Consider the following 15,581-nt stretch of genomic DNA (forward strand, 5'->3'; position numbering starts at 1 on the left):
CCTGCATGCTTCAACCCCCAGCGCACCGGCCCGGCCGGTGCTGCGGACAACAAGGAAACGCCATGAAACTGTGTGGATTCGAGGTCGGGCTGGACCAGCCCCTGTTCCTGATCGCCGGCCCCTGCGTAATCGAGTCGATGCAGCTGCAGCTTGATACCGCCGGCAAGCTGAAGGAGATCACCGACAAGCTCGGCGTCAACTTCATCTTCAAGTCCAGCTTCGACAAGGCCAATCGCACCTCGGGCACCGCCTTCCGCGGCCCGGGCATGGAAGAAGGCCTGAAGGTCCTGGCCGAGGTCAAGAAGCAGATCGGCGTGCCGGTGCTGACCGACGTCCACGAGTACACCCCGATGGATGAAGTGGCCTCGGTGGTGGACGTGCTGCAGACCCCGGCGTTCCTGGTCCGCCAGACCGACTTCATCCGCAAGGTGTGCTCGGCCGGCAAGCCGGTCAACATCAAGAAGGGCCAGTTCCTGGCGCCGTGGGACATGAAGCCGGTCGTGGAGAAGGCCAAGGCCACCGGCAACGAGCAGATCATGGTCTGCGAGCGCGGTGCCAGCTTCGGCTACAACAACCTGGTCAGCGACATGCGTTCGCTCGCGGTGATGCGCGAGACCGGTTGCCCAGTGGTGTTCGACGCCACCCATTCGGTGCAGCTGCCGGGCGGGCAGGGCACCAGTTCCGGTGGCCAGCGCGAGCACGTGCCGGTGCTGGCCCGTGCTGCCGTGGCGGTGGGCATCTCCGGCCTGTTCGCCGAGACCCATCCGGACCCGTCCAAGGCGCTGTCCGATGGCCCCAACGCGTGGCCGCTGGACCAGATGGAAGCGCTGCTCGAGACCCTGATGGAGCTCGATGCGGTGACCAAGAAGCACGGCTTCTCGCGCTTCGCGTGAGTCGTGACCCGTGGCTGGCGCTGGAAAACCAGCGCCGCCGCCGGCACTGGAAACAGTGGCCCTGGGGCCTGATTGCACTGGGCCTGGCCGTGCTGTTCACCGTGGGCATGTTCGGCCTGGTGCTGATCGGCGCTGCGTCAGTGCGCCCACCGGGCGATGGCGGCAGCGCGCTCAATCTGCGCGCGTACTTCATTGCGCTGCTGGTGGCAGAGCTGCTCGGCGCCGTGGGATGCGTCGCTGCCGCTGTACTGGCCTGGCGGCTGAATCGCGGCAAGGTGATGGCTGGCCTGGCGATCATCCTGCTGTCGCTGTGGCTGGGCGCCCTGTTCTACGGAGTGCTTTGATGAATACGACCACGTCGGCGCGCGGCTGGCCATGGGGGCTGATCGCTCTGGGCCTGGCCGTGTTGACCTGGATGGCCCTTGTGGTGGGCGTGCTGGCCTTCACCGCCAGTTTCCGGCCGCCGGGGGACGGAAACAACGGCGTGCAGGCCACGCAGTGGTGGTTGCTGGGCGCGCTGGTCACGATGATGCTGTCCTTCCTGGGCAGTCCGGTGGCGATGGTGCTGGCCTGGCGACGGCGGCGTGGCCCCATCCTGGCGGCGATTGCTGGTGCGTTGCTGGTGATGTTGGTGTCGCTGGTGCTGATCGTGATCGGGTCCAGCTGGGGCTGAAGCCGCCCATTCCATTTGGCAAGTGGCGGGCAGCCGGGGATAATCACGCGGCATTCGTTTTGTCGCCCCTCTCCAGACAGGTAACCGGTCCGACCATGAGTACGATCCGCAGCATCCACGCCCGTGAAATCCTCGACAGTCGTGGCAACCCCACGCTGGAAGCCGAAGTCATCCTGGAGGACGGTTCGTTCGGTCGTGCCGCGGTTCCCTCCGGCGCCTCGACCGGCACCAAGGAAGCGGTCGAGCTGCGTGACGGCGACAAGACCCGTTACCTGGGCAAGGGCGTGCGCAAGGCCGTCGACAACGTCAACACCACGATTGCCGCCGCGCTGAAGGGCGTCGAGGCCACCGACCAGGCCGGCCTCGACCGTCGCCTGATCGACCTCGACGGCACCGAGAACAAGGGCCGCCTCGGCGCCAACGCACTGCTGGGTGTTTCGATGGCCGCCGCGCACGCCGCTGCCGCATCGAGCAAGCAGGCGCTGTGGCAGTACCTGGCCGCCAAGACCGGCGTGACCCCGTCGCTGCCGGTGCCGATGATGAACATCATCAACGGCGGCGCGCATGCCGACAACAACGTCGACTTCCAGGAGTTCATGGTGCTGCCGGTCGGCTTCACCTCGTTCTCCGAAGCGCTGCGCGCCGGTACCGAAATCTTCCATTCGCTGAAGTCGGTGCTGAAGGGCCACGGCCTGAGCACGGCGGTCGGCGACGAAGGCGGCTTCGCACCGGACTTCCGCAGCAACGTCGAAGCGCTGGACACCATCCTCGAAGCGATCGGCAAGGCCGGCTACACCGCCGGTGAAGACGTGCTGCTGGGCCTGGACGTGGCTTCCAGCGAGTTCTTCGAGAACGGCAAGTACAACCTGGTCGGCGAGAACAAGCGCCTGACCTCCGAGCAGTTCGTCGACTTCCTCGCCGACTGGGCCGCGCAGTACCCGATCATCACCATTGAAGATGGCCTGGCCGAGAACGACTGGGCCGGCTGGAAGCTGCTGACCGACCGCATCGGCAAGAAGGTGCAGCTGGTCGGCGACGACCTGTTCGTGACCAACCCGAAGATCTTCCAGGAAGGCATCGACTCGGGCACCGCCAACGCGATCCTGATCAAGGTCAACCAGATCGGTACCCTGAGCGAAACCCTGGAAGCGATCGCCATGGCCGATCGCGCCGGCTATGCCGCCGTGGTCTCGCACCGTTCGGGCGAAACCGAAGACACGACCATTGCCGACATTGCCGTGGCCACCACCGCCACCCAGATCAAGACCGGCTCGCTGTGCCGCAGCGATCGCGTGGCCAAGTACAACCAGCTGCTGCGCATCGAGGAAGCCCTCGGCGCCGGCGCGCGTTACGCCGGTCGTGACGCGTTCGTTTCGCTGAAGCGCTGAGCCGATGCGCGACTGGCGCTGGATGCTGCTGGTGCTGGCCCTGCTGCTGGGTTGGCTGCAGTACCGCTTCTGGTTCGGTCCGGGCAACTCGGGCGAAGTGATGATGCTCGAAGCCCAGGTCACCAACCAGGAGCGGGACAATGAGGGCCTGCAGCAGCGCAACGATGCGCTGGCTGCCGAAGTGAAGGACCTCAAGGAAGGCCAGTCCGCCATCGAGGAACGCGCGCGCAGCGAGCTGGGCATGATCAAGCCCGGCGAGAAGTTCTACCGCGTGGTCGAGGATGTGCCGGTGCATCCGGCGCAGCCTGCGGCAGGTGTGAGCGCGCAGGTCGGCGAACACCCGGCGGACGTGCCATGAGTGCGGCGATCTGGGTCGTGGTTCCTGCTGCTGGCCGTGGCACCCGCTTCGGCGCGCCGTTGCCCAAGCAGTACCTGCAGGCAGGTGGACAGATCCTGCTCGCCCATACCCTGGACGCCCTGCTGGCGCACCCGGCTGTGGCCGGGGCGATGGTGGTGATCGGCCAGGACGACGCCGACTGGCCCGGCTGGAACGAGTGGGCGGGCAAGCCGGTGCTGACCTGCATCGGTGGCGCGACCCGTGCCGCTTCGGTGCTGTCTGGCCTGCAGGCGCTGCCGGAGTCGGTGCGCGCCGATGAGTTCGTGCTGGTGCATGACGCAGCCCGACCGAACCTGTCCCTGGCCGATCTCGGCCGCCTGCTTGAAGTCGGCCGTGCCGACCCGGTTGGCGCGATCCTGGCCGCCCCGGTGCGCGACACCCTCAAGCGTGCGGGTGACGACGGTGGCATCGACGGCACCGAGCCGCGCGAGCGCCTGTGGCGCGCACTGACCCCGCAGCTGTTCCGTCGCCATCAGCTCAGCCGCGCGCTGTCCGAAGCTGCCGCCGCCGGTGTTGAAGTCACCGACGAGGCCATGGCCATGGAGCGCCAGGGCCAGCGCCCGCTGCTGGTGGAAGGCAGCGAGGACAACTTCAAGGTCACCACCCCGGCCGATCTGGACCGGTTCGAATTCGTACTTTCCCGCCGCGCCAGCTGATTGCCCGCGCGGCCCTGCTGCAAGGGTTGCATCCATGAGCACCGCACCTTTCCCGCCCGTCCGCATCGGCCAGGGCTATGACGTCCATGCCTTCGGTGAAGGCGATCACATCATGCTCGGCGGCGTGAACGTACCGCACAGCTGCGGCGTGCTCGCACACAGCGACGGCGACGTGATCCTGCACGCTCTGTGCGACGCGATGCTGGGCGCACTGGCGCTGGGTGACATCGGCCAGCATTTCCCACCAAGCGACAGCCGCTGGAAGGGCGCCGACAGCAGTGATTTCGTGCGCCACTGCGACAGCCTGCTGCGTGAGCGTGGCTGGCGTGTCGGCAACACCGACATCACCGTGATCTGCGAGCGGCCCAAGGTTGGCCCGCATGCGCTGGCCATGCGTGAGCGCATCGGCGAGCTGCTGCAGTTGCCGCTGGATGCGGTCAGCGTCAAGGCCACCACCTCGGAAAAGCTGGGCTTCACCGGCCGTGGTGAAGGCATCGCCGCGCAGGCCGTGGTGCTGCTGGTGGCCGCATGATTCCCCTGCCGCTTGCATTCGGTGCGCCATTGCTCACAGCGCGCATCCGCACCACGCCGGACGATTTCCAGGTGGACGAACTGCCGGCCTTCGAGGCCACCGGCGAAGGTGAGCACCTGCTGCTGCACATCCGCAAGCGCGGTGCCAACACCGTGCATGTGGCCAAGGTGCTGGCCAAGTGGGCCGGCCTGCCGGAAATGGCGGTCAGCTACGCCGGCATGAAGGATCGTCACGCGGTCACCACCCAGCGTTTCAGCGTGCACCTGCCCAAGCGCATTGCGCCGGACCTGGCCGAGTTGGCCAGTGATGAGATCGAAGTGCTCGAAGCGACTTGGCATAACCGCAAGCTGCAGCGTGGCGCACTGGCCGGCAACCGTTTCAAGCTGGTGTTGCGTGAAGTGCAGGGCGATGCCGCAGCGATCGGCGAACGCCTGCAGCAGGTTGCCGAGCGCGGCCTGCCGAACTGGTTCGGCGAACAGCGCTTTGGCCGCGACGGCGGCAACGTGCCGGCGGCACTGGCGATGTTCGGTGGCCGCCGCATGCGCAAGGATCAGCGTTCGCTGCTGCTGTCAGCCGCGCGTTCGGCGCTGTTCAACCGCGTGCTGGCCGCGCGCGTGGAGCAGGGCAACTGGGATCAGCCGCTGGAGGGCGAAGTGTGGATGCTCGATGGCAGCCGCAGTGTGTTCGGACCCGAGCCGTACACCGACGTGCTGGCCGAGCGCCTGGCGCGTTTCGACATCCATCCCAGCGCGCCGCTGTGGGGCGAAGGCGAGCTGCGCAGCACCGATGCGGCACGCGAGCTGGAGCTGGCCGCGCTGGACAACGAGGAATCGAAGGCCCTGCGTGCCGGCCTGGAAGGCGCACGGCTGAAGCAGGAGCGCCGCGCGCTGCGGCTGCGCCCGGCGCTGCTGCAGCACCAATGGCTGGCCGATGACGTACTGGAGCTGTCGTTCGCGCTGCCGCCGGGCTGCTACGCCACCGCCGTGCTGCACGAGCTCGGCCCGGTCGAAGACGCCTCGCAGGCCTGAGCAGGGCGCGCGGTAGAGTCGACTGTCAGTCGACTTGCGCGCGCAGCGCGCGGTATTCGCTTGCCGCTGGAAGAGCAGTCGACTGACAGTCGACTCTACCTGGACACATGGTGTCCCCTTTTTTCACCGCCGTGCCAGCAGCACCAGTACCGCGCCGGTGCCGCCTTGTCCGGTCGGCGCCGAATGGAAGGCCAGCACGTCGTTGCGCAGCCGCAGCAGGCGATCAACCAGGTTCTTCAGCACCGGCGCACCGCCATCGGACTGCAGGCCCTTACCGTGGATGATGCGCACGCAGCCATACTCGTGTGCATGCGCCTCCAGCAGGAACTGGCGCAGCAGCGTCTCCGCCTGCGCGGCGGTGGCACCATGCAGGTCCAGCTCGTCCTGCACCGAATACTGGCCACGCTTGAGGCGCTGGAACAGGCGCGGTGGCAGGTTGTCGCGGCGATAGCTGGCCACGTCGCCGGCTTCCAGCGGCGTGCTGTCGCGCAGCAGCCGGGCGAACTCGCCGGCGGCTTCGGCCTCGTCACGTTCGGCCATGCGCGCGCGCGGCTTCGGCCGGGGCGCAGCCGGTGCCGGCTCGGCATCCTTGCGCAGCGGCGTCACTTCGCCGATGGCCGCACGGAACAATGCGGCCGGATCTTCATCTTCAGGGTGCGACATGCGCACAGGGTAAACCGCCGGCGCAGGTCTGCCTATGACGGTTCGATGTCGGCCGTGACCGCCGGCAGGGTAGGACCAGCGGCTCGCATGCGGCACAATAGACGATGCCCTTGCAGGGTCGACGGCTTCCGCAGGGGAGTACGACGGTCCCGCCCACACTGCACGGTGATGGAATCGAATTCTTGGAAAATCAAGCGGTTAAATCGAAGATGCGAATCCTGGTCAGTAACGACGATGGCGTCGACGCCGCAGGCATCCGGATGCTTGCTTCGGTGCTGCGCGAGGCCGGACACGAAGTCACGGTGGTGGCACCCGACCGCGATCGCTCCGGCGCCAGCAACTCGCTGACCCTGGACCTGCCGATCCGCCTCAAGCGCATCGACCATTACACCGTCTCGGTGGCCGGCACCCCGACCGACTGCGTGCACCTTGCGCTGACCGGGCTGCTTGAGTTCGAACCCGACATTGTCGTGTCCGGCATCAACAACGCCGCCAACCTCGGCGATGACGTGATCTATTCCGGCACCGTCTCGGCGGCGATGGAAGGCCGCTTCCTCGGCCTGCCGGCGGTGGCGGTCTCGCTGGTTACCCGCAACCATGATCCGAAGCACTTCGAGACCGCCGCGCGCGCCGCGGTGGAGATCGTCGCCCGGCTCAAGGCCGATCCGTTGCCGGCTGACACCATCCTCAACGTCAACGTGCCGGACCTGCCGTGGAGCGAGGTCAAGGGCTTCGAGGTCACCCGCCTGGGGAACCGCCATCGCGCCGAAGGCTGCATCGCGCAGAAGGATCCGCGCGGCAATGAGGTGTACTGGATCGGCCCGGCCGGTCGTGAGCAGGACTCCGGTCCCGGCACCGATTTCCATGCGGTGCGCACCGGCCACATCTCCATCACCCCGATCCAGGTCGACCTGACCCGCTACCAGGCACTGGAGAAGGTGGCCAGCTGGGTTGGCGGCCTCAGTGCGGCGCTGGACCAGCCGGCATGAGCCCACGCCTGCGCCTGCAACCGGAAGCCGTCGGTATCGGCATGACCTCGCAGCGCGTGCGTGACCGACTGGTCGACCGCCTTCGCGAAGCCGGGATCGTCGACGAGCCGACCTTGAACGCGATCCGGGTGGTGCCGCGCCATCTGTTCATCGACGAGGCACTGGCCTCGCGCGCGTATGAAGACACCGCGCTGCCGATCGGCCACGGCCAGACCATCTCGCAACCCTGGGTGGTCGCGCGGATGACCGAGGCGGTGCTCCAGGTCGCGCCGAAGCGGGTGCTGGAAGTCGGCACCGGTTCCGGTTACCAGGCCGCCATCCTCGGTGCGCTGGGCCTGGAGGTCTACACCGTGGAGCGCATCGGCGATCTGCTGCGCCAGGCCCGCAAGCGCTTCCGTGCGCTGGGCATGAACATCCGCACCAAGCATGACGACGGCCGCGTCGGTTGGGCCGAGCACGGTCCGTTCGATGCCATCGTGGTCACTGCGGCGGCGCCGGCACTGGTCGACGCCCTGATCGAGCAGCTGGCCGAGGGCGGCCGCCTGGTGGCGCCGGTCGGTGGCCCCGGAGCGCAGTCGCTGGTACAGCTGGACCGCAAGGCCGACGGCAGCATCGAACAACACGTGCTGGCGCCGGTCACGTTCGTGCCGCTGCTGTCTGGCATGCTCGACTAATCCACGGAGCAGGGTTGCATGAAGATTTTCGGGCCGCTGTACGAGCGGGCGATGAAGTGGGCGGCGCACGAGCGCGCGCCGACCTACCTGACGGTGTTGAGCTTCTTCGAGGCGATCATCTTCCCGGTGATGCCGGAGGTGATGCTGGCGCCGATGTGCGTGGCCCAGCCCAAGCGCGGCTGGTGGTTCGCCACCCTCAGCCTGGCCGGCTCGATGGTCGGCGCGCTGGTTGGCTATGCACTGGGTCATTACGCCTTCGAGGCGATCAAGCCGCTGTTCGAAGCGCTGGGCATGCTGCCGGCGATCGAGCAGGGCATCATCACCGTGCAGGCGAAGATGGCCGAGTCGCCCTGGGCGGTGTTCACCTTCCTGGTGCTGGGCGGATTCATGCCCATCCCGATGAAGGTCTTCACGTGGGCATCGGGTATCGTCGGCGTACCGATGCCGCAGTACCTGCTGAGCATGCTGATCGGTCGCGGCAAGCGCGTGTTCGTGCTGGCTGCGGTCATCCGTATCGGTGGTGCGCGTGCCGAAGCGGCACTGCGTCGCTGGATTGAACCGCTGGGCTGGATCGCCACCGCGTTGGTGGTGGTGCTGATCGCCTGGCTTGTATGGAGGTCGAAGTTCGCATGAGTCCTGATCGTCTGAGCAAGGGAGTGCGCATCGGCGCGCTGGCGTTGCTGGTTTCCACCCTGGCCGCCTGCGGCACCGCCACCGTGGTCCGCCCGGGCGGCGGCAGCACTGGTGGCGTGACCACGCCGAAGACCTCGGTGCCCAAGCCCGGGCAGACCGTGGTGGTGCGCAAGGGCGATACCATCTATGCGCTGGCCCGCATCCATGACATCACCCCGGCCGACCTGATTGCCTGGAATCGTCTGGACAACCCGTCGACCATCTACCCCGGCCAGGTGATCCGCCTTTATCCGCAGGGGGCCACCAGCGGCCGTGCGCCGACCACGGTGGTCACCCCGCCGCGTTCGGCTGGCAGCAGTGGCGGCAGCACCGCGCCGGCCCCGGCGCCGGTCGGGCCGGTCAAGAGCAACATCGCCTGGCGCTGGCCAGCCGATGGCGCGATCGTCGGCCGCTACGTGGCCGGTGATGCGACCAAGCAGGGCGTGGACATCGCCGGCACCAGCGGCCAGCCGGTCAAGGCAACCGCCAATGGCGTGGTGGTGTACTCCGGTGCCGGCCTGGTCGGCTACGGCGAACTGATCATCATCAAGCACAGCGACCAGTGGCTGTCCGCCTATGGTCACAACCGCAAGCGCCTGGTCAATGAAGGGCAGAGCGTGAAGGCTGGCGAGCAGATCGCCGAAATGGGCCGCACCGGTGCGAACCGCGACATGGTCCACTTCGAGATTCGCTACAACGGCAAGCCGGTCGACCCGCAGCAGTATCTGCCGGCACGCTGATCACCGTGTGATCGGGTAGCGCCGGGTCACGCCCGGCGGCTTTCCGCGCCGCGACGCGGCGCCGCCCGAGCATGGGCTCGGGCGCTACAGAGTAGGTGTGATCCAGGGCGCCGCCGGGCCATGCCCGGCGACGCCACGTCAGCCTTCGAGAATGAAGGCGGCGGCGACCTTGCGGCCTTCGCCGGCCAAGATGTTGAAGGTGCGCGCGGCGGCCGGATTGTTCATCACTTCCAGGCCGATGCCGCGTGACAGGCAGGCGGCCATCACCACCGCCGGCGGGAACACCTGGCGGTCACCGGTGCCGAGCACGATCAGCGCCGGGTTCAGCGCCAGGATCGGCTCCAGGTCGGCCAGCTGCAGTTCGGTGGCCTGCTTCACCGGCCAGCGCTCGACCAGCTGGTCCGGGGTCAGGAAGAAGCTGCTGCCCAGCACCAGCTCGTTGACCCGGGCCGAGCGGCCATCGGCGGCGCGCAGGCTGTAGGCGTAATCCGGCGGTTCGTGGTTCAGCTGCATGGCAGTAGGGCGATCAGCCGCGCGGCAGCACGATCTGTCGCTGTTCCTTGCTCGGGCGGTACAGCACGGCGACATGGCCGATGCGCTGCACCAGCGCGCTTTCGGTGGCTTCGACGATCTCGCCGATCATCACGTCACGGGCGTCGCGGTCTTCGGCCGCGACCTTCACCTTGACCAGCTCGTGGCGCTCCAGCACTTCGTTCAGCTCAGCGATGAAGGCCGGGGTCACACCCTTGCCGCCGGTCTGCAGCAGGGCCTTCAGGTCGTGGGCTTGGCCGCGCAGGAAACGGGTCTGGGAAGCGGTCAGGGCGATGGACATGCAGGAAAACACGGTTGAATGGGGCGATCAGGGTATCATGAGGACCCCATCAGCCCCTATTTTCAATGGCTACCCGCAGCAAAAGCAGCCAGCGCTGGCTCAAGGAACACTTCTCCGACCCCTTCGTGAAGAAGGCCCAGGCCGAAGGCATGCGTTCGCGCGCCGCCTACAAGCTCGAAGAGCTGCTGGAACGTGACCGGTTGCTGAAGCCGCACATGGTGGTGGTCGACCTCGGCGCGGCCCCGGGCGGCTGGTCTCAGCAGGTTCGGAGACAGATCGGCGACACCGGCCGCGTGCTGGCCCTGGACATCCTGGACATGCCGCCGCTGGCCGGCGTCGAGTTCCTTCATGGTGACTTCAGGGAAGAAGCCGTTCTATCGCAGTTTGAAGCCATGCTCGGAGATCAGCCGGTAGACCTTGTGCTGTCGGACATGGCCCCCAATAAGAGTGGTGTGGGCGCGGTCGACCAGCCGCGGATGATGCACCTGGCGGAGCTGGCCCTGGATTTTGCCGACAACCACCTGAAAACCGGTGGGGCATTCCTGATCAAGCTGTTCCAGGGCGAGGGCTTTGACGACTACGTGCGCGACATGCGCCGCCGGTACGACAAAGTCTCCATCCGCAAGCCGGAAGCCTCGCGCAAGCGCTCTCCCGAGGTGTATGCCTTGGGTCAGGGAAAACGCGCCCACATGAAGTAAGCTCGCAACGTACGCAAGTTCGACCCCAACGCAACGCCAGCACTGAGAGGAACACCGGAGCCAATGAGGATGAACGACTTGACCAAGAACCTCCTGCTATGGGTGGTCGTCGCCGTCGTGCTGATGGTGGTCTTCCAGAGCTTCTCGCCGAAGTCCTCCGGGGCCGGGGCGCAGGGTGCGTCGTATTCGCAGTTCCTGGACCAGGTGGACAGCGGCAACGTGCAGAAGGTCGCCTTTGGCGGCGACATGCGCGGCGGTACCAGCCAGCTGACCTACACCACCCGCGGTGGGCAGTCGTCCACCATCACCGCGCCGTTCGATCGTGACCTGATCAACGTGCTGCGCACCAAGAACGTGGAGATCGTGCAGGAGGAGCCGTCCAGCGGCATTTCCCTCGGCGCGATCCTGATGAATTTCCTGCCGGTCATCCTGATCATCGGCTTCTGGTTGTTCATCATGCGCCAGATGCAGGGCGGTGGCGGCGGTGCCAAGGGCGCGATGTCCTTCGGCAAGTCGCGCGCCAAGCTGCAGGGCGAAGACCAGATCAAGGTCACCTTCGCCGACGTCGCCGGCTGCGACGAGGCCAAGGAAGAAGTGGGTGAACTGGTCGACTTCCTGCGCGACCCGTCCAAGTTCACCAAGCTGGGCGGCAAGATTCCGCGCGGCGTGCTGATGGTGGGCCCGCCGGGTACCGGCAAGACGCTGCTGGCCAAGGCCATCGCCGGCGAAGCCAAGGTGCCGTTCTTCTCGATCTCCGGTTCGGACTTCGTTGAAATGTTCGTCGGCGTCGGCGCCAGCCGCGTGCGCGACATGTTCGAGCAGGCCAAGAAGCACGCGCCGTGCATCATCTTCATCGACGAAATCGACGCCGTCGGTCGCCACCGTGGCGCCGGCCTGGGCGGCGGTCACGACGAGCGCGAGCAGACCCTGAACCAGCTGCTGGTCGAGATGGACGGGTTTGAAGGCGGCGAAGGCGTGATCGTGATCGCCGCGACCAACCGTCCGGACGTGCTGGACCCGGCGCTGCTGCGCCCGGGCCGTTTCGACCGCCAGGTCGTGGTCGGCCTGCCGGACGTGAAGGGCCGCGAGCACATCCTGAAGGTCCACATGCGCAAGCTGCCCCTGGCCGACGATGTCGAGCCGATGGTGATCGCGCGCGGTACCCCGGGCTTCTCCGGCGCCGACCTGGCCAACCTCTGCAACGAGGCCGCCCTGTTCGCTGCGCGTGGCAACGAGAAGGAAGTCCGCATGGACCACTTCGACCGTGCCCGCGACAAGATCCTGATGGGTGCCGAGCGCCGCTCGATGGCCATGAGCGAAGAAGAGAAGACGCTCACCGCCTACCACGAGGCCGGTCACGCCATCGTCGGCCGCCTGGTGCCCGAGCACGACCCGGTCTACAAGGTCACCATCATTCCGCGCGGCCGTGCGCTGGGCGTGACCATGTACCTGCCGGAAGGCGACAAGTATTCGATGAACCGCGTGGCGATCAAGTCGCAGCTTTGCTCGCTGTATGGTGGCCGCGTCGCCGAAGAGCTGATCTTCGGTGCCGACAAGGTCACCACGGGCGCCTCCAACGACATCGAACGCGCCACCAAGATGGCCCGCAACATGGTCACCAAGTGGGGCCTGTCCGACCAGCTCGGCCCGATCGCCTATGGCGAAGAAGATGACGAGGTGTTCCTGGGGCGCTCGGTCACCCAGCACAAGAGCGTGTCCAACGACACCGCGCGCCGCATCGACGAGGAAGTGCGCAACATCCTCGACGAGGCTTACGCACGCACCACCGAGCTGATGACGGCCAACCTGGACAAGCTGCACGCGATGTCGCAGCTGCTGCTGCAGTACGAGACCATCGACGCGCCGCAGATCGACGCCATCATGGAGGGCCGCGATCCGCCGCCGCCGGCCGGCTGGAGCAAGTCGAACAAGGATGGTGGCAACGACAAGGGCGGCGACGCCCGCCCGCTGCCGCCGATCGCGGGCCCGGCCGAATCGCACTGACGGCCCGCTGCACGTGACACCAGACGAGGCCGGGGTAACCCGGCTTCGTTGTTTATGGGCCATCGGCCCATCCTGAAGAACCGATCTGACGCTGGAGCCCGCATGTCCGCCCCGAAGCCCGAACCGATTTCCCACACCGCCGAAATGGTCATCGCCACCGTGGTCGGCGTGGGTGTGGGCCTTGGCGCAGACAACCTGCTGCTGGGCTGTGGGGTGGGTATCGCCGTTGGCATTGTGCTGAGCATCGCCAAGACCCTGTACGTGGATCGCAAGCGCCGCCGCCGTTGAGGGCGCGGCAGGGCTGCGCCCTGCACCTGCTACGAGCCAGAGCAACAGCAACAGCAACAGCAACAGCGTGCATTCCGTGGTTTGGCGGGGCGGTGTCGGAGTGCGGGGACGCCGTAAATCCGTCCATGGAGGCTTGGCAGCCGCATCCATGCGGCTGACACCCCGCACTCCGACACCGCCCCACCTCTGACAGATTCCGGGAGCTGTTGGTAGGTGTCGACCTTGGTCGACACGTAGATCCACGTCATGCATGGATGAATCTCTGTCAGATGTCGAAATCAATATGGGGTCAGATCCGTTTTCCGGAGGAAAACGGATCTGACCCCAATAGTCGTTCCAACAGATCGCGGAAATCTGTCGAAGGCGGGGTGGGTCCGGTTGCGGGGGCGTGAGCCGCATGGATGCGGCGACCGAGCTTACATGGACGTACTTGCAGCGGCCCCCGCAACCGGACCCACCCCGCCATTCTTCAGTGAACCCGCTGTTGCTCCGGCTGTTGCTGTCGCTCTGGCCTCTGCGGGTGCAGGGCGCCGCCCTGCCGAACTAAACTACCTTTCGTTGTCCCAGCAGGATTGCCCATGTTCGATACCTCGCCCCAGCTCGATTGCGCCGGCCGCATCCTGCGCCTGGACCGTGCCCGGGTCATGGGCATCGTCAACGTCACCCCGGACTCGTTCTCCGATGGCGGCGCGCACGACACCACCGAGGCGGCCGTCGCCCACGGTCTGAAGCTGGTCGAGGAGGGCGCCGACCTGCTCGACATCGGCGGCGAATCGACCCGCCCGGGCGCTGCGCCGGTGTCGATCGAGGATGAGCTGCGCCGGGTGATTCCGGTGATCGAGCAGCTGGCCGCCCGCACCCAGGTGCCGATCAGCATCGACACCTTCAAGCCGGAGGTGATGCGCGCGGCGGTGGCCGCTGGCGCCGGCATGATCAACGACATCTTCGGCCTGCGTCAGGACGGGGCGCTGGACGCCGCCGCTGCAACCGGCGTGCCGGTGGTGCTGATGCACATGCAGGGCGAGCCAGGCCACATGCAGGCCGATCCACATTACGACGACGTGGTCGCCGAGGTGCACGGCTTCCTGGTCCAGCGCCTGTTCGCTGCCGAGATGGCGGGCATTGCGAAGAAGAACCTGTTGATCGATCTCGGTTTCGGTTTCGGCAAAACCACTGCCCACAACATGACCCTGCTGGCGCGCTCGGAACGCTTCCTGGAACTGGGCGTGCCGATGTTGGCTGGCCTGTCGCGCAAACGCAGCCTGGGCGAACTGACCGGCCGCGATACGCCATCCGAACGGGTGGCGGCTTCGGTAGCCGCACATCTGATCGCGGTGCAGCGCGGTGCGCGCATCGTGCGCGTGCATGACGTGGCGGCCACCGTTGATGCGCTGAAGATCTGGCAGGCCGTCGACGCCGTGCCGACGCCGCGTGCCGATGCCACGCCGTCGATCCGCTGGCCGGACGAAGACTGATGGGCATCGACCGGCGGCCGCTGGCGATCGCCGTGATGGGGCCGACTGCCAGTGGCAAGACCGCCACGGCGATCGCCCTGGCGCGGCAACTGGACGGCGAGATCGTCAGCGTCGATTCGGCGCTGGTCTACCGGTATCTGGATATTGGTTCGGCCAAGCCCGACGCCGCCGAGCGTGCGCAGGCGCCGCATCATCTGCTGGACCTGCGCGATCCGTGGCAGACCTATTCGGCGGCCGAGTTCGCGGCCGATGCCAGCCGGGTCGTGGCCGACATCGTGGCGCGTGGCAAAACGCCGATCCTGGCAGGTGGTACGGGGCTGTACTTCCGGGCCCTGCTGCAGGGCCTGTCGCCGATGCCGGAGGCTGACCCGGTGATGCGCGAGGCGCTCAGCGCCGAGGCGGCCGAGCGTGGTTGGGCGGCACTGCATGCGGAGCTGGCCGAGGTCGATCCGGCAGCGGCCGCGCGCATCCATGCCACCGACCCGCAACGCATCCAGCGGGCGCTGGAGGTCTATCGCCTGACCGGCACGCCCATTACTGAATGGCAGCGCCGGCCGGGCGTAGCGCCGTTGCCGGTGCGCACCCTCAAGCTGATCCTAGCGCCGCGTGATCGCGCGATGCTGCACCAGCGTATCGAGGCACGTTTCGACGCCATGCTGGCACAGGGCTTTCTCGATGAGGTACGGGCATTGCGCGCGATGCCGGAAATGGCCGCCGTGGAGGCGCCGCTGGACCTGCCGGCAGTGCGCGCGGTCGGCTATCGCCAGGCCTGGGAGTACTTGGACGGGGAGGGCGATGCCGCCCGCTTCCGGGACAAGGCGATCTTCGCTACCCGGCAGCTGGCCAAGCGCCAGCTGACCTGGCTGCGCGGCGAACTTGATGCGCGCTGGTTCGACCCCCATATCGACCACGAGCGCCTTGCCGGCGCGGTGTCGACCTTCGTCGCACGCTGAACCCCCGCCAGCCGTGTAACATCATC

20 protein-coding genes are annotated in these 15,581 nt (G+C 67.0%); 17 read left to right on the forward strand and 3 right to left on the reverse strand.

Annotated elements, in window-relative coordinates; translation table 11 throughout:
• The first annotated feature begins 62 nt into the window (after positions 1 to 62).
• The 8 genes from kdsA to truD all read left to right on the forward strand — a co-directional run bounded on the left by kdsA (position 63) and on the right by truD (position 5,567).
• Positions 63 to 893, forward strand: a complete 831-nt coding sequence (gene kdsA, locus GOC52_RS07715; protein WP_010485995.1) for a 3-deoxy-8-phosphooctulonate synthase — start codon at positions 63 to 65, stop codon at positions 891 to 893.
• Complete coding sequence (locus GOC52_RS07720; RefSeq protein WP_100448258.1) at positions 890 to 1,237, forward strand: hypothetical protein; 348 nt, start codon at positions 890 to 892, stop codon at positions 1,235 to 1,237. The genes kdsA and GOC52_RS07720 overlap by 4 nt, the downstream gene beginning before the upstream one ends.
• Positions 1,237 to 1,566, forward strand: coding sequence for a hypothetical protein (locus GOC52_RS07725; RefSeq protein ID WP_191851086.1), 330 nt, complete (start codon positions 1,237 to 1,239; stop codon positions 1,564 to 1,566). Before GOC52_RS07720 ends, GOC52_RS07725 begins: the two co-directional genes overlap by 1 nt.
• A 95-nt stretch (positions 1,567 to 1,661) precedes the next feature.
• Positions 1,662 to 2,954: a phosphopyruvate hydratase gene (eno, locus tag GOC52_RS07730; RefSeq protein WP_049455326.1), complete on the forward strand. Its 1,293-nt coding sequence runs from the start codon at positions 1,662 to 1,664 to the stop codon at positions 2,952 to 2,954.
• Positions 2,955 to 2,958: 4 nt separating this feature from the next.
• Positions 2,959 to 3,312: a cell division protein FtsB gene (gene ftsB / locus GOC52_RS07735; RefSeq protein ID WP_010485987.1), complete on the forward strand. Its 354-nt coding sequence runs from the start codon at positions 2,959 to 2,961 to the stop codon at positions 3,310 to 3,312.
• Positions 3,309 to 4,007: a 2-C-methyl-D-erythritol 4-phosphate cytidylyltransferase gene (gene ispD, locus GOC52_RS07740; RefSeq protein ID WP_143993668.1), complete on the forward strand. Its 699-nt coding sequence runs from the start codon at positions 3,309 to 3,311 to the stop codon at positions 4,005 to 4,007. The genes ftsB and ispD overlap by 4 nt, the downstream gene beginning before the upstream one ends.
• A gap of 34 nt (positions 4,008 to 4,041) precedes the next feature.
• Positions 4,042 to 4,539, forward strand: coding sequence for a 2-C-methyl-D-erythritol 2,4-cyclodiphosphate synthase (ispF, locus tag GOC52_RS07745; RefSeq protein ID WP_043402123.1), 498 nt, complete (start codon positions 4,042 to 4,044; stop codon positions 4,537 to 4,539).
• A complete protein-coding gene (gene truD, locus GOC52_RS07750; RefSeq protein ID WP_191851088.1) occupies positions 4,536 to 5,567 on the forward strand; it encodes a tRNA pseudouridine(13) synthase TruD in 1,032 nt (343 codons plus the stop codon). The genes ispF and truD overlap by 4 nt, the downstream gene beginning before the upstream one ends.
• A 123-nt stretch (positions 5,568 to 5,690) precedes the next feature.
• Here truD and GOC52_RS07755 read toward each other — a convergent pair whose 3' ends face one another.
• A complete protein-coding gene (locus GOC52_RS07755; protein ID WP_005409007.1) occupies positions 5,691 to 6,230 on the reverse strand; it encodes a Smr/MutS family protein in 540 nt (179 codons plus the stop codon).
• A gap of 209 nt (positions 6,231 to 6,439) precedes the next feature.
• On the opposite strand from GOC52_RS07755, the gene surE reads away from it, so the two are divergent.
• From surE to GOC52_RS07775, 4 genes are read left to right on the forward strand one after another with little or no spacing between them, the layout of a single operon-like run.
• The gene (gene surE, locus GOC52_RS07760) at positions 6,440 to 7,219 is read left to right on the forward strand and encodes a 5'/3'-nucleotidase SurE (protein ID WP_010485979.1); all 780 of its coding nucleotides are present in this window, start codon (positions 6,440 to 6,442) and stop codon (positions 7,217 to 7,219) included.
• Positions 7,216 to 7,893 carry a protein-L-isoaspartate(D-aspartate) O-methyltransferase gene (locus GOC52_RS07765; protein ID WP_010485977.1) on the forward strand — a complete coding sequence of 226 codons (678 nt, stop codon included), beginning with the start codon at positions 7,216 to 7,218 and terminating at the stop codon, positions 7,891 to 7,893. The genes surE and GOC52_RS07765 overlap by 4 nt, the downstream gene beginning before the upstream one ends.
• An 18-nt stretch (positions 7,894 to 7,911) precedes the next feature.
• Positions 7,912 to 8,526 (forward strand): YqaA family protein, encoded by a 615-nt coding sequence (locus GOC52_RS07770; RefSeq protein ID WP_043402113.1) that lies wholly within the window; start codon positions 7,912 to 7,914, stop codon positions 8,524 to 8,526.
• On the forward strand, positions 8,523 to 9,305 hold the full coding sequence (locus tag GOC52_RS07775) for a peptidoglycan DD-metalloendopeptidase family protein (protein WP_010485973.1): 783 nt from the start codon (positions 8,523 to 8,525) through the stop codon (positions 9,303 to 9,305). The genes GOC52_RS07770 and GOC52_RS07775 overlap by 4 nt, the downstream gene beginning before the upstream one ends.
• 138 nt (positions 9,306 to 9,443) lie before the next feature.
• Here GOC52_RS07775 and GOC52_RS07780 read toward each other — a convergent pair whose 3' ends face one another.
• Both GOC52_RS07780 and yhbY read right to left on the reverse strand, forming a co-directional pair.
• On the reverse strand, positions 9,444 to 9,818 hold the full coding sequence (locus GOC52_RS07780; protein WP_010485970.1) for an Mth938-like domain-containing protein: 375 nt from the start codon (positions 9,816 to 9,818) through the stop codon (positions 9,444 to 9,446).
• Positions 9,819 to 9,831: 13 nt separating this feature from the next.
• Positions 9,832 to 10,137, reverse strand: a complete 306-nt coding sequence (gene yhbY, locus GOC52_RS07785; RefSeq protein WP_004152868.1) for a ribosome assembly RNA-binding protein YhbY — start codon at positions 10,135 to 10,137, stop codon at positions 9,832 to 9,834.
• Positions 10,138 to 10,202: 65 nt separating this feature from the next.
• Between yhbY and rlmE the strand changes: the two genes are divergently transcribed.
• The 5 genes from rlmE to miaA all read left to right on the forward strand — a co-directional run bounded on the left by rlmE (position 10,203) and on the right by miaA (position 15,555).
• Entirely contained in the window at positions 10,203 to 10,835 is a 633-nt protein-coding gene (rlmE, locus tag GOC52_RS07790; RefSeq protein WP_005409014.1) for a 23S rRNA (uridine(2552)-2'-O)-methyltransferase RlmE, read from the forward strand.
• Positions 10,836 to 10,904: 69 nt separating this feature from the next.
• Positions 10,905 to 12,839 (forward strand): ATP-dependent zinc metalloprotease FtsH, encoded by a 1,935-nt coding sequence (gene ftsH, locus GOC52_RS07795; RefSeq protein WP_043402105.1) that lies wholly within the window; start codon positions 10,905 to 10,907, stop codon positions 12,837 to 12,839.
• Between the two features lie 102 nt (positions 12,840 to 12,941).
• Positions 12,942 to 13,127 (forward strand): hypothetical protein, encoded by a 186-nt coding sequence (locus GOC52_RS07800; protein WP_143994871.1) that lies wholly within the window; start codon positions 12,942 to 12,944, stop codon positions 13,125 to 13,127.
• 578 nt (positions 13,128 to 13,705) lie between these two features.
• Positions 13,706 to 14,602: a dihydropteroate synthase gene (folP, locus tag GOC52_RS07805; RefSeq protein WP_191851090.1), complete on the forward strand. Its 897-nt coding sequence runs from the start codon at positions 13,706 to 13,708 to the stop codon at positions 14,600 to 14,602.
• On the forward strand, positions 14,602 to 15,555 hold the full coding sequence (miaA, locus tag GOC52_RS07810) for a tRNA (adenosine(37)-N6)-dimethylallyltransferase MiaA (protein WP_043403365.1): 954 nt from the start codon (positions 14,602 to 14,604) through the stop codon (positions 15,553 to 15,555). The genes folP and miaA overlap by 1 nt, the downstream gene beginning before the upstream one ends.
• Positions 15,556 to 15,581: the final 26 nt, after the last annotated feature.

Source organism: Stenotrophomonas sp. SXG-1 (assembly GCF_014083965.1).
GTDB classification, from domain to species: Bacteria; Pseudomonadota; Gammaproteobacteria; order Xanthomonadales; family Xanthomonadaceae; genus Stenotrophomonas; species Stenotrophomonas geniculata.